General features: G+C 60.0%; 12 protein-coding genes. 1 reads left to right on the top strand and 11 read right to left on the bottom strand.

Going from position 1 to position 14,862, the window contains the following annotated elements; genetic code table 11:
* Window positions 1-30: 30 nt before the first annotated feature.
* From OKW43_RS08560 to OKW43_RS08550, 3 genes are all read right to left on the bottom strand, one after another.
* Window positions 31-435, bottom strand: a complete 405-nt coding sequence (locus tag OKW43_RS08560) for an NUDIX hydrolase (protein ID WP_429446540.1) — start codon at window positions 433-435, stop codon at window positions 31-33.
* A gap of 81 nt (window positions 436-516) precedes the next feature.
* On the bottom strand, window positions 517-1,218 hold the full coding sequence (locus tag OKW43_RS08555; protein ID WP_429446538.1) for a hypothetical protein: 702 nt from the start codon (window positions 1,216-1,218) through the stop codon (window positions 517-519).
* Between the two features lie 47 nt (window positions 1,219-1,265).
* Window positions 1,266-1,922 (bottom strand): TIGR00730 family Rossman fold protein, encoded by a 657-nt coding sequence (locus tag OKW43_RS08550; RefSeq protein ID WP_429446536.1) that lies wholly within the window; start codon window positions 1,920-1,922, stop codon window positions 1,266-1,268.
* A gap of 102 nt (window positions 1,923-2,024) precedes the next feature.
* Between OKW43_RS08550 and OKW43_RS08545 the strand changes: the two genes are divergently transcribed.
* The gene (locus OKW43_RS08545; RefSeq protein ID WP_429446534.1) at window positions 2,025-2,936 is read left to right on the top strand and encodes a LysR substrate-binding domain-containing protein; all 912 of its coding nucleotides are present in this window, start codon (window positions 2,025-2,027) and stop codon (window positions 2,934-2,936) included.
* 136 nt (window positions 2,937-3,072) lie between these two features.
* Here the strand turns inward: OKW43_RS08545 and OKW43_RS08540 are convergent, their stop codons facing one another.
* The 8 genes from OKW43_RS08540 to OKW43_RS08505 form a co-directional block, all read right to left on the bottom strand.
* Window positions 3,073-4,011, bottom strand: a complete 939-nt coding sequence (locus tag OKW43_RS08540; RefSeq protein ID WP_429446532.1) for a hypothetical protein — start codon at window positions 4,009-4,011, stop codon at window positions 3,073-3,075.
* A gap of 94 nt (window positions 4,012-4,105) precedes the next feature.
* Entirely contained in the window at window positions 4,106-5,356 is a 1,251-nt protein-coding gene (locus OKW43_RS08535) for a glycosyl hydrolase family 28 protein (protein ID WP_429446530.1), read from the bottom strand.
* A 187-nt stretch (window positions 5,357-5,543) separates the two neighbouring features.
* The gene (locus tag OKW43_RS08530; protein ID WP_429447368.1) at window positions 5,544-6,449 is read right to left on the bottom strand and encodes a cation diffusion facilitator family transporter; all 906 of its coding nucleotides are present in this window, start codon (window positions 6,447-6,449) and stop codon (window positions 5,544-5,546) included.
* Between the two features lie 47 nt (window positions 6,450-6,496).
* Window positions 6,497-11,335, bottom strand: coding sequence for an NAD-glutamate dehydrogenase (locus OKW43_RS08525; protein WP_429446528.1), 4,839 nt, complete (start codon window positions 11,333-11,335; stop codon window positions 6,497-6,499).
* 167 nt (window positions 11,336-11,502) lie between these two features.
* The gene (locus OKW43_RS08520; protein WP_429446526.1) at window positions 11,503-12,381 is read right to left on the bottom strand and encodes an alpha/beta fold hydrolase; all 879 of its coding nucleotides are present in this window, start codon (window positions 12,379-12,381) and stop codon (window positions 11,503-11,505) included.
* Window positions 12,378-13,412 carry a M14 family zinc carboxypeptidase gene (locus tag OKW43_RS08515; protein WP_429446524.1) on the bottom strand — a complete coding sequence of 345 codons (1,035 nt, stop codon included), beginning with the start codon at window positions 13,410-13,412 and terminating at the stop codon, window positions 12,378-12,380. Before OKW43_RS08515 ends, OKW43_RS08520 begins: the two co-directional genes overlap by 4 nt.
* A 182-nt stretch (window positions 13,413-13,594) precedes the next feature.
* Window positions 13,595-14,125 carry a hypothetical protein gene (locus tag OKW43_RS08510; RefSeq protein WP_429446522.1) on the bottom strand — a complete coding sequence of 177 codons (531 nt, stop codon included), beginning with the start codon at window positions 14,123-14,125 and terminating at the stop codon, window positions 13,595-13,597.
* Window positions 14,122-14,841: a M35 family metallo-endopeptidase gene (locus tag OKW43_RS08505; RefSeq protein ID WP_429446520.1), complete on the bottom strand. Its 720-nt coding sequence runs from the start codon at window positions 14,839-14,841 to the stop codon at window positions 14,122-14,124. Before OKW43_RS08505 ends, OKW43_RS08510 begins: the two co-directional genes overlap by 4 nt.
* Window positions 14,842-14,862 lie beyond the last annotated feature (21 nt).

Here is a 14,862-nt window from a genome sequence, read left to right as displayed (position 1 = left end):
TGCTTGTGGCAGTGCGTCTTTGATAGAGAGTCAGACGATCAGCCTTTTACTTGTCAGTAGAGGAATGATCGAATCGCGGAAGATAGAGCCAATCTTTAAATCCTGCCTTGCATGGTCGCTGCGATACCACATGAACTCATCGATTTCCATTCCGGCTCGCGGTTCCCCTTCGATCTCAACCAGATATACGTTCATTTCGATCGGCAAGTCTTCAAATGTCGAGGTGCCGCTGAATTGGCCGAGATAGCTTTGCTTGCTGACTTCGATATTGAGCTCTTCGCGAATTTCACGACAAAGGCAGTCCAAACAGGATTCGCCGGACAGTGGTTTTCCGCCAGGAGAGATGAAGGTATCCGTTCCCTGCTTTCGAGTCAGGAGCAGCGACTTCTCGCGAATGATAGCCGCGGCGCATTTGACGATTTTGGCGCTATTCATATTGGGCTTTCGAACGATAGGATAGCTTTGCCGGCAATTGGCTACGCCGCCTTGATACAGTCATTGCCGGCGAGCGACATGTTATGCCACTTGCTCAAGAAGTTCCGGCTGGAAAGACCGCAGTTCACCGCCTGACAAAAAGTCAACGATGTTCAGAGCCAGCGGCAACTTCTCCTGAAGATAGGCAAGAATGACTTCGTCCGACGGCGTAGTGAAGCTATCGCCGAAGATGCTGATGCCCTCAAGTGATTTGGTTGATATTCCCAGCTGCAGTAGCTTGTACTTTACGTCGTCCGCTGACTGGGCGAACTTATAAATCGGTGATCGGTATACGATGCCGAACTTCTTCATCATGTCGACGAAAAATTCCTTCGCAACGAGGCGCTGTTCAGGAGATTCGTTTTGATAGTTGGTGATCCCGTCATTGATGATCTCAACGCCGATTCGGCGGCAAAAATCCGCAATATGGGCGTGAATAGCCAGCTTTTCACCGAGCAGAACAAGATTCTTTTGGTATTTGATAATGTCTGACTCGATGTTCTCGATGGCAATGGCGCGAAACGCTCCGCTGATGTCTTCCACAGTGTGATCAACCACCAGATCCCCAAAGCGACGCCGCAGTTCATCGACGCGGTGGGCAAGTATGCCGCGATGCAGTGAGCAGCCACTATTCGCCGAGTAGAGTCGCACGGGGATACCCTGCAACATCAGGTGACAAGCTGCGAGAGTGCTATCCCGTCCGCCTGTAAACATAACCAGTTGTGTTGAAAACGTATTACGCATCGCGTTCCTTCCTTTTAAAGTGCGGTGAGGCGTTGATACGATTGCCATCAGACTGTCGCGTGACCGGTCCGGACGAGACTGAGTGGTGTGATTGACGTATCCGGAATCGGGACACGTAGTTTCAAGTAATTGACGACGCTGTCCACATCGTCAAAAATCCTGATTTCATCGAGTTCCCCTGCGCTGATCAGGCCAGCCGATTCCAGATTTGTTCTCATCCAATCGATAAGTCCTCCCCAGAATTGCGAACCGACCAACACGACTGGCACGGGCTTAAGTTTCCTTGTTTGCTTTAGTGTCAAAATTTCAAATAGCTCATCGAGTGTGCCCATCCCACCCGGCATCGCAATAAATGCGCGAGAATGCTTGCAGAAGGCGATTTTTCGAGTGAAGAAATTTTCGAATACAAGGGAGATATCTTGAAACTGAAAATCGGCCGACTCGAAAGGAAGCACGACATTGAATCCGATAGTGCATGTTTTTCCCGTACGCGCACCTTCGTTGGCAGCCCGCATAATGCCGGGGCCTCCACCTGAAATTACGGTATAGCCCTCACTCGACAATCCGGAAGCAATTTGATGAGTGAGTCTGAATATTTCGTGGCCAGGTTTGATGCGCGCGCTGCCGAATATGCTTACCGCGGTGCCGACGCGATCCGAAAGCTGTTCGATACTCTCAAGCTCTCGCAAGATGGTTGCATGCATGGACTTGCTTATTTGTGAGAAAGATAGGACTTCGTAACGACTCAGATCGACAGTCTATCGGCTGGCAACTGGACGGAGTAGCGAAATAGTTGCACAATCGGTGTGAATTTATTTCTACCCTTAATCATGCGCATCTTGCCTCCTCTCAGGGCCCTTCAAGGCTTCGAAGCCGTAGCCAATTACGAGAGCTTCACTCAAGCGGCAAGTGATTTATGCATAACGCATAGTGCGATCAGTCATCAGATCCGTGCGCTCGAAACCTGGTTTGGAAAGGATATTTTCGTTCGCCATAGCGGTGGAGTTCGACTGACCAAAGACGGCGAGCGACTGAAGAGTGCATGCTCGGCCGCACTTGCGCTGCTCGAAGACGAATGCGTTGGTATTCGTGATCAGAGGCCAGAGCGCAAGCTCACGGTTGGCTGTTCCGTCAGCTTTCTCGCTCACTGGCTTCTTCCCAGAATTGAGGAGTTCTCAAGACGCGTGCCGGAGGTCATAGTGAATTTTCAGGCGCGAGGCGATGTTGCAGCATTGCTGAGGCGGGAAGTCGATGCCTTGATAGTCACCGATCGATTTCCGTCGTCGGCCATCACGGCGACCTGCCTGACGACAGATATGATAGGGCCGGTCTGCGCGCCCAACTGGCCGAACGTGCCCAGGTCGCCGCGCGACATCGGCGGGATGCGCCTGCTGCACGCAAGGTCACGCATGAATGCATGGAGCGAGTGGAGCCGAACTGTCGGAGTGGCGGTCGATTCGTGTTGCGCTCAGGTATTAGACAGCTTGTCACTGACCATCGAAGCGGCAAGAAGCGGGGTGGGACTCGCGATCGCTCCGGAGTTATTGGTCCGGCGCGATCTCGCCGATGGCCGGCTCATTGCACCCGTGGGGTTTGTGAGTGTGGAGCGGTCTACCTATCTTTACGTGCGTGCGTCCCACTCGCAGGAAGACGATATTGCGAGCTTTCGCAGTTGGTTACTCGAAGAATGCCGTAAGGATCTTCCGCCTGGAGTTTAAAGCAGGGACGCAACGGCTAACAAAGTCGAAACCCGGTATGCGCTTCGGCTCGAAGACCCGCTGAGGTGCGTGACCTTCACCCCCGCTCTTCTCGCATGTCGTTTCACCTCCTCCCGCCTGCTTTTACCCGCCACACTCACGGTCCCAGTTCATGCGCGCGCTGCTGTTCGCCTTGCGTCGGAAATAGCTTGACCCGCAACGCCTGAAGCTGCGCGTCGCGCTGCGCGGCGTCGAGACTCGCATCGTGAGTAATCTTTTGAGCGTCGTTCTGATAGCTCGAATACCGCTCGGCCCAATGCTGTCCTTCGTGGCTCCGTTCGCTGAAACTCGTCACCGCTTTTTGCAATAGCCCAAGCAGGTATTGGATGTGCAGTTCTTCGTCGCGGCTGTTTTGCCAATGTGGAACCGGATAACGCGGTTGCTGCGCGGACGCGGCTACCCCTTCCTGATCAGCCGCGCGTTGCCGCCATTCGTCGATTGCCTGCGTCAATTGCGAATCGTCGTTCTGATACCAGACCTGCTCGACCTGGCCGCCTAGCATCCGTTGCCGCAACTGGTCACGCTGCTGACGCCACGTCGAGATCCGGTTAATGTCGACGTTCGATGCATTCAGGCTCTGCGCATTCAGGTTCTGTGCGGCGAGCATTTCGTCGTGCGCTTTCATATAGGCCACGTAAGGCTCGACTATCTGCACCGCTTCCTCCGAAGCCGGAGAACGGAGCCGGGTTCTCAGATACAGCTTCAGTTGATCCGCGCGGTCGTCGTCCGCCTGTTCGAGAAGAAAGAAGTCGATCAGCTCGCGCAACGTGTCGTTGATGATCAGATGATGACTGTCCGTCATCGCCAGGCCATTGGCGAGGCTCGAATCGCCGGGCCAGATGCGCAACGAGTCATCGGTGTCGGCCGCGGGTCCGTGCACCGAGGCTGCCGCGGCCGCGTTGCTTTCGCTATCCGCGACGACGCTCGTCGCAACCTGCGCTGCTGGCGCCGTGTGCCGCAAGTACAGCACGCCGGTCGACAGGCCCAGCGCCGCCGCGCAGATCACACAAAGAGGTCCCAGCCATTTTTCCGGCATGCTGATCCTTGACGACGATCGCTTGATAGAACGATACGGAAAGGCCGATGATGATGCGCCTCTCCGCACCGCTAGCCGCTACACTGCGCCGCCGTCAGAACGAGCAGCTCGGTACGCTGCCGCTCAGCGTGAAATTCGACGTGGTGACGCCAGTGCCGGACGGCGTGACGTTCGAGTTATATAGACCGACGGTCGCGTACTGGTCGCCGCTTTGCGCGGTCGCATCGAGGCTGACGTTGGCCAGATACGCTGTCACCGGATAGCTCGAGCTGCGTCCATCGATCTTCGTATAGGCTCCCGACAGCGACGCCGTCGAGTACGCGCCGTTCACGATGATGTTCGACAACGTCGGGCTGCCACCGCTACTACAACTGCTGTAGTTCGTGTCCATCACGATCAGATGCTTTGCGTTGGTGATGCAGGTATTGACGTAGCTGACCTGCTGCACCGTCAACGAACACGGATCGGCCTTCACGTTGATCGCGTTCGCGTCGGTCGAGGCCGTGCCGCTCAGATCGTTGCCATACACATAGTTGTTCTCGAACAGTATGTTCGACACCGTGTTCTTCGCGATGCCGCCGACCGACAATCCATGCGTGCCATGCAGCCTCGTGTTCGACACCGTGACGTTCGAGATGTTGCCCGAGTTGGTCTTGACCGCGACACCATCGTCGCCGGCTTCGATATCCGAGTTGGTCACCGTCGCATTGGTCAGGCTGTCGATGTCGATACCGTCGGCGTTCTTACGCGTGGCCGGCGTGCGAATCGACACGTTCCACGCGGTGAAGCCGCTGCCGCCTTCGACGTAGAGATTCGGATGGGCCGCCTGAGACAGCGTCACGTTATAGACGATGAAGTTCGTGATATTGCTCGCCTGCACGAGCCGCGGTGTGCCGCTGATGATGTCGCCGCGACCGTCGACGGTGCCCGGCCCCATCAGCGATGCATTGGTGCCCGAGAACGACAGCAGGTTCGCATTGCCCGAGTAGCTATCGTTGCCATACAACGTGACGCCCGAGTTGACCACGATGCCCGCGCCGCTGATCGTCAGACTGCCGGTATAGAACGCGTTATTCGATCCTGAAGAGGCCAGCACCACACTGCCGCCCGTGCCCGCGCAGCCGTTCAACGCCGCTTGCAGACGGCTCGTGTCGTCGGTGGTCGGCGGCGCTGCGCGTTGCGAACTCGTGAACTGCGCGGTAAGCGTGGTGCAAACGGTGGGATAACCTGGCTGCGTCACCGTCCGGCTATCGCCGGTCGCCAACGTTTGCGCGTGAGCGGTAAAAGCAACCAGACAGGAACACGTAAGGACGACGGAAGAAAAGGCGCGACTGATTTTTTTCATCGAACTCTCCGATGTGACGCACGATTTTTATGGGAGCTTGAGCGGGAATTTGGGCAAGTGGCCTGACTAATGTTAAGTCGTATGACCAATGCCCCGACGAATATAGGTTCCGGATTCAGGCCTGTCAAGCAAGGAGATGTCGATCAGGGCGACGTGAGCGCGTGCCCGTTATGAATGGAAGATGTCTTTAATTACGCGGCACATCCGGTTCGAAAAATACCCAGCGCACCTGAGGAAACTTGGCCTGCAGATCGGCCTCGATGACGTTGATCGCATCGACCATCGCGCGGCCGCTCGCGTAGTCGATCATTTCCGCCTGCACCGCCACCACCACGTGGCGCCCCCACTGCAGCGTGATCATGTTGATGATGCCGCGAATCTCGGGACGCGCGCGCAGATGCGCGTCGATGGCGCTACGCACTTCCGGGCTCGCGGATTCGCCGACGATCATCGACTTCACTTCACGCGCGATTAGCCACGCGATCGTCATCAGCAGAAGACCGACCCCCACCGAGCCGAGCGCGTCATACACGGGGTCGCCGGTCACCATCGTCGATAGCACCGCTACGAAGGCGATCGCGAGACCGAATAGCGCCGCGACATCTTCACCGGCCACGACCAGCAGATCCGATTCGCGCGTCTCGCGAAACCAGCGCCATAGATTTTTATCCGGATGCGTCTTGCGAATCTCCTTGACCGCACCCCACAACGATAGCGATTCGAGCACCACCGACACACCGAGCACCGCCAACGCGACGAACGCATACTGCAACGACTCGCGCGCAATCAATCGATGCACGCCTTCATACACCGAGAACGCTCCGCCGACGAAAAACAGCAGCAACGCAACCAGCAGCGAATAGAAGTTGATTTCGCGGCCACTGCCCATCGGGTGCAAAGGACTCACCGGCTTGCGCGCTTCGCGCAATCCGAAAAGCAGCAGCAGTTGATTGCCGCAGTCGGCGGTGGAGTGAATCGCCTCGGCGAACATCGAGCCGGAGCCGGTGAATGCCGCCGCGGCGAACTTGCAGACGGCGATGCCGAGGTTGGCGGCGAGTGCGTAGAAAATGGCTTTCGGTGATTCTTCTTTCATCGTCGCGCCGCCAATTTCCAGATCGTCTTTTACCGCATTCACGCGGCTCACGCCCTTTCGAGCGCCGCCATCTCCCGCACGACGACCAGCAGCACGGAAAGGCTCGCGCCGCCCGTCGCACGCAGATCGGTCAGCAAACGCGTATAGCGCTCGAGTTGCGCTGCGCGTTTCTCGCGCCAGGTTTGCACGAGCGAATCGGGCGTCGATGCATCGGTCGCGCCGGCCAATGCGCTCGTGGTCAGCGCGCGCTTGAGCCTTGCGAGTTCGGCGAGCGCCGATGCCCGCGCGAGCATGTCCCAATGCGTCGGCGCCGGCAATGAGGCGGCGCGCTCGCTGATCCAGCCGTAGTTCAGCAGCGTGCCGAGAGCGAAGTAGACGCCCGCGACCTGTTCGAGATTGCGCCCGCACGTCGACGCGACTTCGGCGATATCGAGTAGCGCGGCGGACACCTCGCCGCTCGCGATCCGCACCGCGAGATCGCTATCGACACCCGCATCGACGAACACTCTTTGCCGCTCCGACAACGCTTCGAGATCCGCGCCTGGCAACAGAGCCGGCCATTGCGGCGCGAGACGCTGCGCGGCATCGCGACAGCGCGCGAGCAGGCCGGTCACGTCGTCGCCGGCCGCGCCCGTTTGCAGATGCCGCAGGAACCACAGCGCCGAACGTTCGACGAGCCGTGCGACCTCCGCGAACATGCGCGCCTGCATGTCGTCGGCGACGCGGTTGTCGAGCGCGTCGATGCTGCGCCAGATCTGATCGAGATCAAACACGTCGCGCGCCATGATGCACGCGCGCACGATGTCGCCGGGCCGTGCATCGGTCTCCTCCATCAGCCGATGCACGAACTCGCAGCCGACGCGATTCACGAGCGCGTTGGTCAGATGCGTCGCGAGGATTTCGCGGCGTAGCGGATGGCGCTGCATCGGTTCGCGGAAACGCTGCCGCAGAGGTTTCGGAAAGTACTCGATCAACATGTCGCTGACGAGCGGGTCTTCCGGCATCGGCGATTCGAGCAGCGCGTCATAGAGCCACATCTTGCTGTACGCGAGCAGTACCGCGCGCTCCGGTGTCGTCAGGCCCTGCTTCGCGGCGGCGCGCTCGGCGAGGTCTTCGTCGGTGGGCAGAAATTCGATCACGCGATTGAGCCGCCCGGCCTTCTCCAGATAGCGCATCAGGCGTGCTTCGGCATCGAGCAGCTCCACGCCAAAACGGCCGGCGATCGACAAAGCCTGCGTCTGATAGTAGTTATCCGTCAGCACGAGCAGACCGACTTCATCGGTCATCTCGGCTAGCAACGCATTGCGCTGCTTCTCCGTCATCTCGCCGTCGGTGACAACGAGGCCCAGCAAAATCTTGATGTTGACCTCGTGATCCGAGCAATCGACACCGGCCGAATTATCGATCGCATCGGTATTGATGCGGCCGCCGCGCTGCGCGAACTCGATGCGCCCGAGTTGCGTCAAGCCGAGATTGCCGCCCTCGGCCACGACCTTGCAACGCAGATCCGCGCCGTTCACGCGGATCGCGTCGTTCGCGCGATCGCCCGCCTGCTGGTTCGTTTCACGGCTCGCCTTCACGTAGGTGCCGATGCCGCCGTTATAAAGCAGATCGACGGGTGCCTGCAAAATCACGCGCATCAGCTCGGCCGGCGACAGCGCCGCGGCGCTGATGCCGAGCACCGCTTGCACCGCCGTCGACAGCGGAATCGTCTTCGCGCTGCGCGGGAACACGCCGCCGCCCGCCGAGATCAGCGACGGATCGTAATCGGCCCAGCTGGAGCGGTCGAGCATGAAGAGGCGCGCGCGCTCCGCCATGCTCGCGGCGGGATCGGGATTCGGATCGAGAAAGATATGCCGGTGATCGAACGCGGCGAGCAGCTTGATATGCGGCGACAACAGCATGCCGTTGCCGAACACGTCGCCCGACATGTCGCCGACACCGACCACCGTGAAGTCCTCGCTCTGCGTGTCGACGCCCATTTCGCGGAAGTGTCGCTTGACCGACTCCCATGCGCCGCGCGCGGTGATGCCCATCTTCTTGTGGTCGTAGCCGACCGAGCCGCCCGACGCGAACGCGTCGTCGAGCCAGAAGCCGTATTCCTGCGAGATCGCATTCGCGTAGTCGGAGAAGGTGGCCGTGCCCTTGTCGGCGGCCACGACCAGATACGGGTCGTCGGGATCGTGTCGCACCACGTCAGGCGGTGGCACGACGTCGGTGCCCGCAAGATTGTCGGTCACGTCGAGCAGTCCGCGCAGGAACGTCTGATAGCATGCGACGCCCTCGCGCATCCACGCATCGCGCTCGCTCTGCGGCGGCGGATTCTTGACGACGAAGCCGCCCTTCGAGCCGACGGGCACGATCACGACGTTCTTCACCATCTGCGCCTTCATCAGGCCGAGCACTTCCGTGCGGAAATCCTCGCGCCGATCCGACCAGCGCAAGCCGCCGCGCGCGACGCGCCCGCCACGCAGATGCACGCCCTCGACGCGTGGCGAGTAGACCCAGATCTCGAACATCGGTTTCGGCTCGGGCAAGCCGGGCACCTGGGCGGGATCGAACTTGAACGACAGGTAGGGTTTCGGCTGCCCCGTGGCGTCATAGCGGTAGTAATTGGTCCGCTTGGTCGCCTTGATCACGCCGAGGAACTGCCGCAGGATGCGGTCTTCGTCGAGATTCGGCACCTGGTCGAGCGCGCTGTCGATCGACTGGAGACAACTGTTCACGCGGGCCTCGCGCACGTCGCCGAGCGCCGGATCGAAGCGCGTAATGAACAGCGCGACGAGCATGCGCGCAATCGCCGGGTTGCCGGTCACCGCGCGTTCGATATACGCGTCGCTGAAGGTCGAACCGACCTGCCGCAAGTACTTCGCGTACGCACGCAGAATCGTCACCTCGCGCGCATTCAACTGTGCGCGCAGCACGAGGCGGTTGAAGTCGTCGCTTTCTATCGTGCCGGTCCACACCTGCTCGAACGCCTGTTCGAACAGATCTTTCACCCGCTCGATGTCGAACTCGGTATCGTCCGCGAGTTCGAGGCCGAAGTCGTGGATCCACGCGGGCGTCGCGCCCGGCGCTTCGATCAGATAGGGCCGCTCTTCGTCGACACGCACGCCGAGATGTTCGAGCATCGGCAAGCTGCGCGACAGCGCGATCGGCAAGCCCGCGCGATACACCTTGAAGCGGAACGCGCGCAGTCCCGATTCGATCGGCCGGTAAAGGTTCATCGCGAGCCGCTCGGTGCCCTGTACGCGCTCGATCAGTTCGATATCGCGCACCGCCGTGCGCGCCGGATAGTCGTCGCGATAGCCGGCCGGAAACGAATCGCTGTAATGCTGCAACAAACGGTTGCCTTGCTCTTCACCGTACGCGTCGAGCAACGCGTCGGCCAGATCGTCCTGCCAGCGTCGCGCGACCTGCACGAGGCGCGCTTCGAGCTCGCGCGTGTCGACATTCGGCATGCCGCCCGCTTTGGCATGGACGACGAAATGAATCCGCGCGAGCGTCGACTCCGACAGCAGCGGCGTGAATTCGACGTTCTCGCCGTTGAACGCATCGGCGAGCAGGTTCGCGATGCGTTGCCGCAGATCGGTGTTGTACTTGTCGCGCGACACGAATACGAGGCACGACACGAAGCGATCGAAACGATCGCGCCGCACGAACAGCCGAGTGCGTTGATGCTCCTGCAAGCGCAGCACGCCGAGCGTGGTGTCGTAAAGCTGGTCCTCGTCGGCCTGGAACAATTCGTCGCGCGGATAGGTTTCGAGCACCGTCACAAGCGATTTCGCCAGATGACCCTTTGGCAGGAATGCGGCGCGTCTCACGATATTCGCGCATTTACGACGTACGATCGGAATCTCCGCGGCCGAGACGAAATAAGCAGTCGACGTATACAGGCCGATGAAGCGCCGTTCGCCCGTCACCTTGCCATCCGCCCCGGTCAGCTTGATACCGACATAGTCGAGATAGCCGGGCCGGTGCACGGTGGCACGCGAATTGGCCTTGGTCAGAAAGATCGGCGACGACCCGGAGACGATCTCCGCGGCCGCCGGCGGCAGCGTGGTGACTTCCGGCGCGCCGACGGGCCGCAGCGCATCGCGCAGAATACCGAGACCGGAGCCCGCGATCGCCCGCAAGCCGTAGCCGCCGTCCTGCTGCACCAGTTCGTAATCACGCTGGCCGAGGAACGTGAAATGATCGGCGACCATCCATTCGACGAACGCGCGGGCCTCGACGCCCTCGGGACCGGTCTCGCGCACCTTCAGGTCCTGAATCGTCTGCTTCGCGCGTTCAACGATCTTCGGCCAGTCTTCGACCGCCGCGCGGACGTCGCCGAGCATGCGCGCGATGTCGTCGCGCAAGGCGTCGAGTTTTGCGGCATCGCCACAACGATCGACCTCGAAATGGATGCACGAGGTCAGATGCGAGCGCGTATCGCCGGCATCTTCCGCGCCCTGGCTGACGCGCGCGATGCTGCCGTCCGGCGCGCGCCAGATGCGAAACACCGGATGCACGACCGAATGCAGTGCGAGCCGATGCCGGTTGACCGTCATCGAGACCGAATCGACGAGGAACGGCATGTCGTCGTTGACGATCTCGATCACCGTGTGATCGGAATGCCAGCCGTGCTGTTCGAGGATCGGGTTATAGACCCGCAGCCGCTGTTCGCCCGGCACGAAGCGCTGCGCGGTCTGCCAGTGAGCGAGCGCCGCGCCGTACAGATCGGCGATCGAGCGGCTTTGCAGATCGCCCGCGTCGACGAAATCGTAGTAGTGACGCAGGAAGGGTTCGACGATATTGAAGGTCGGCTCGGGCAACCGCCCCCGCGCAAATTCGACGACATCGTTCAGCAGGTGCGTGACGGCTTCTTCGTTCTTTGCTTGCATGATCGACTCCCCTGGCTGGCGGCAATGGTGAGTATCGCGTGATTCGCAGGCAACGTCTGACTTGGAATTATGCGCCTGCTGTGCGCGATACGGCCGATTCGCGCAGTCAGGTAATACCCGCCTGACAGGTCGTCGAGTCGCTGCGGCGCGGCAATGCCGTGCGCGGCTCAATGCGCGGGCTTTGCGGGCGCCCGTGCTGGCGCGGGCACCGGCGCACCTCCATCCTCGGCGCGCAGCGTGAGCCACGCGCGAATCTGCGCAGCGGTCCACGCCGGATCGTCGTGCGGAAGATCGTGACCCGCCCAAGGATGCTCGCGATGCGGCGCACCCCACGCCGCCGCGAGCCTGGCCGAACAGACCGGGTTGACGAGCCCGTCGGCCCGCGAAGACAGAATCAGCAGCGCGCAGCGCGGCGCGGCAGCTATCGCGCTAAAGCGCGCGGCCGCCCACAATTGCCGCAGCGCATTCGCGCGGCTCACCGGCGCGCTGCGGCGGATCGCGGTCCACGCCGCGAGATCCGCGCCCAAAGTGTCAACGTTATTGCATGTGAGGCGATGGATGCCGCTCTCGGCATCGGCCGCATCGCCCCAATGGGCGGCCACGCCGAGCAGGGCCGGCCACGACGATGGACGCAGCCGTTCGTGCATGCGGCTGAATGGCCGCATGCTCGTATTGATCAACACGAGCCGTTCGATTTCGCCGGGATGACGCTGTGCCCAGTCGGTCGCGACCATGCCGCCGAGCGACATCGCGAGCACGTTGTACGGGCCCGGCACGCCCGTTTCGAGCGCCGCCTGCCGCACGAATGCAACCATGCCCGCGACGCTCGCGGGCGCGCGCCGCCGCGCGTATTCACCGTTGCCAGGCAGATCGAGCAGCACCAAACGCACGCCGGTCGTGCTGGTTGCGGCTGAGGTCGAGGTTGACGTCGCATCGCGCAAGCTATCGCCCGGGATCGGCCCCAAGGTTTCGCGCAGCGCAGCCGGTAAGCGCCCCCAATGACGCGTTTCGCGCGTGAGTCCGCGCAACAGGATCCACGTGCTCATACGCTATCCGACCTGTACCAGTGATCGAGCGCGCTTTGCAGCAACTGCTCGCGACGGTTGCCTTGCGGCAGCCAGCGCTGCGCCGAAAACGCCGCGCGCGCGAGGAAGTCGAACAGGTTCGCATGGCGCCGCAGCACGCGCGCGGTGCGATGCTCCATGACCGGATTGAACATGCCCTGGCGCGAAAACAACTGGCGCGGGTTCTTCTTGATCCACAGCCACGAGCCGAGTTCGAGCGTCATCGGCAGGAAGATGTTCGGCTCCGGCGTGCGGTCGTACGCACAGTCCCACAGATCGCCGTGCAGCAGATACTGGTGGCTCTGCGGCTCGAACGTGTAGCCGTGATGCGGATGCGCGTGCTCGAACATGCTCTTCAACACGTACATTTCAGGCAGATGCGGCATGTGCCGGCGGGTTCGCGCGTACGGAAACCAGATGCTGTCGCTCCAGCCGTAGCCGGAATGGCAATCGAGCGCGATGCTCAGCGGCCGTGCGGCGAGTTGCGTTTCGACCACCTGCAGTAGCGCGGCCGCCTCCGGTTCCATCGGCTCGCCCGCGCGGCCGCGATACCAGGGCAGCCACGCGCCGACGCGCTGGCCGCCCGCCAGCAGCGGCACGCGTGCGTCGGCGTTCTGCGGCGCGTTGCGCATCAGATCGACGCCGTGCGGATTGGCGCGCGTCGATGCCCACATGCCGCCGGGATTGACAATGGGGCAGAAATATATCCTGATGGATTGCAATTGCCGCACCAGCAATTCGTCCCATTCGAGCCGCGCGAGCAGCGCGCGCATATAGTCGAGCACGAGTTGCGAGCCGATTCGCTCGAGCCCGTGAATGCCGCCGATAAAACCAATAGCGGGCGCGAGCGAATCGGATGAACCGATGCTCGCGGTGTAGACGGAAAAGCGCCGGCCGCGCACCTCGGTCTCGCAGATAGCGCGGATTTCGAAGCTCGCGCTGCCCTGGTCAAGTATCGACTTGAGATCTTCGTATTCTTCGAAGCTGTCGGGTAGGAAGCTTATAGCCGGCATGGAACGTCAATCGGAACGTTGGAGGGGGACGGAGTCCGGAACCGCGGCGCGCCGCACCGCCCCTAATATATCCGTCTGCTGTGACAGTTGCGCGGGTGCAGCGTTAGGTGGCGTAGTGGTGCCGTTTGCCCGCGTGACCTGTCTTTGAATGTCCTCGCCGAAGCGGGGCCCAGTTCGTTTGTTTACCGGTAGGTAGGCGTGATCGGTGGCCATAGCCTTGGATCGTCGCACATCCATTCGCAGCTACCCTTGCAAATCGGACTTAATTCGATTTCGATTTGATTAACGCGAGTGCTACCATCGGGAAGTTTTTGCGCAAACACATCGGTCAGAGTTTTAGGCTCTACATATATGTCTGCACTCGGGATTCCAAGTTTCCTCAGATATCCTTTTACCACCTCGCCACGGCGATCCTGCAAGATATCCAGATCGCGTTCGCCGATATATGCGCCAGCGATTACGATTGCCTGAATCCTCACATCTCGCCATTTCTGTGCCTCTCTCACAGCCTTTTCGATTGACAGCCGGTTATCCTTCGAGAGCGCAGTGGAGTTGAACGGCAATTGCAGTTGCACATGCTCCACGAAGCGACATCCAGTGCTGGATGGCCTATGCTTCGCCACGGCGTCAATTGATTGCTCTGCGAAAGCTGGTCTGCAAAGGCCAGCGCATAAGCTAAGTACAGCGACAAGCGTGCGGTACTGAAAGTTCATTTCTTGTCCTCGACGTCTTTATCGAAAGTTGCTATATATCCGGTTATGCTATCTGCGTTTCTAATCGCCTCTTCTCGATGATTCTCCGCCCATATTCGCGCCCCGGATTCGGTATCGAGATAGATCTCATCTCGCGAATCAAACGTGTCCGTGAAGTGTGGACATTCGTGGATTATTGTTTTTATTTTGCACGCGTTCCACAATTTACCAAACGGACTGCTGCAAAACGCCGAATAGATTGCGATGACCCGCTTTTCCGAATCAGGTTTGCACACCGCGGCATGATTTTTCCCCGAATCTTGCTTTACCGCACACGAGAGTTTTCTGTTTGTTTCGCTGTCGTATCGCACGATTTTTTCCGGCAGCAGTTCCTGCATTGCGGTGAGCAATCGGGGCAAACCATCACTGAGTACCCTTCTCGTAGATTCATCGGCGCGAGCGAAGAAGGTTTTTACACGGTCCTGCTCTTTCGCGTCCCAACGTGCCAGGCCCTCAATGCGTCGCTTGACCAACTCGACACCGATATCGCGGGCACGCATGACCTCCTTTCGGAATTCCTTGTTGCTCATGTTTGGACAGATAGGCGTCGTATTGATTACGACATTGGATATTGACCCGGGAGTTGTATTGGTAATGGCTGTGCCGACCTCGGTCCATTCTTCATTCTCGTCGGTCTTGAAGTAGTGGCTATTTTTGTTCAAAAATTCATTTGTCATCTGTTTTTCCCTAACAAAAAG

The organism is Paraburkholderia sp. WC7.3g, from assembly GCF_050436345.1.
GTDB lineage: Bacteria > Pseudomonadota > Gammaproteobacteria > Burkholderiales > Burkholderiaceae > Paraburkholderia > Paraburkholderia podalyriae.
The sequence above is the reverse complement of the archived record's forward strand: the minus strand, read 5'-3'. Positions and strand labels throughout refer to the sequence as shown.

Bases quoted from the DNA above. Each gene is read 5' to 3' on its own strand.
- OKW43_RS08560 (WP_429446540.1), bottom strand. From the start codon at position 435: ATGAATAGCGCCAAAATCGTCAAATGCGCCGCGGCTATCATTCGCGAG.
- OKW43_RS08555 (WP_429446538.1), bottom strand. From the start codon at position 1,218: ATGCGTAATACGTTTTCAACACAACTGGTTATGTTTACAGGCGGACGG.
- OKW43_RS08550 (WP_429446536.1), bottom strand. From the start codon at position 1,922: ATGCATGCAACCATCTTGCGAGAGCTTGAGAGTATCGAACAGCTTTCG.
- OKW43_RS08540 (WP_429446532.1), bottom strand. From the start codon at position 4,011: ATGCCGGAAAAATGGCTGGGACCTCTTTGTGTGATCTGCGCGGCGGCG.
- OKW43_RS08535 (WP_429446530.1), bottom strand. From the start codon at position 5,356: ATGAAAAAAATCAGTCGCGCCTTTTCTTCCGTCGTCCTTACGTGTTCC.
- OKW43_RS08530 (WP_429447368.1), bottom strand. From the start codon at position 6,449: ATGAAAGAAGAATCACCGAAAGCCATTTTCTACGCACTCGCCGCCAAC.
- OKW43_RS08525 (WP_429446528.1), bottom strand. From the start codon at position 11,335: ATGCAAGCAAAGAACGAAGAAGCCGTCACGCACCTGCTGAACGATGTC.
- OKW43_RS08520 (WP_429446526.1), bottom strand. From the start codon at position 12,381: ATGAGCACGTGGATCCTGTTGCGCGGACTCACGCGCGAAACGCGTCAT.
- OKW43_RS08515 (WP_429446524.1), bottom strand. From the start codon at position 13,412: ATGCCGGCTATAAGCTTCCTACCCGACAGCTTCGAAGAATACGAAGAT.
- OKW43_RS08510 (WP_429446522.1), bottom strand. From the start codon at position 14,125: ATGAACTTTCAGTACCGCACGCTTGTCGCTGTACTTAGCTTATGCGCT.
- OKW43_RS08505 (WP_429446520.1), bottom strand. From the start codon at position 14,841: ATGACAAATGAATTTTTGAACAAAAATAGCCACTACTTCAAGACCGAC.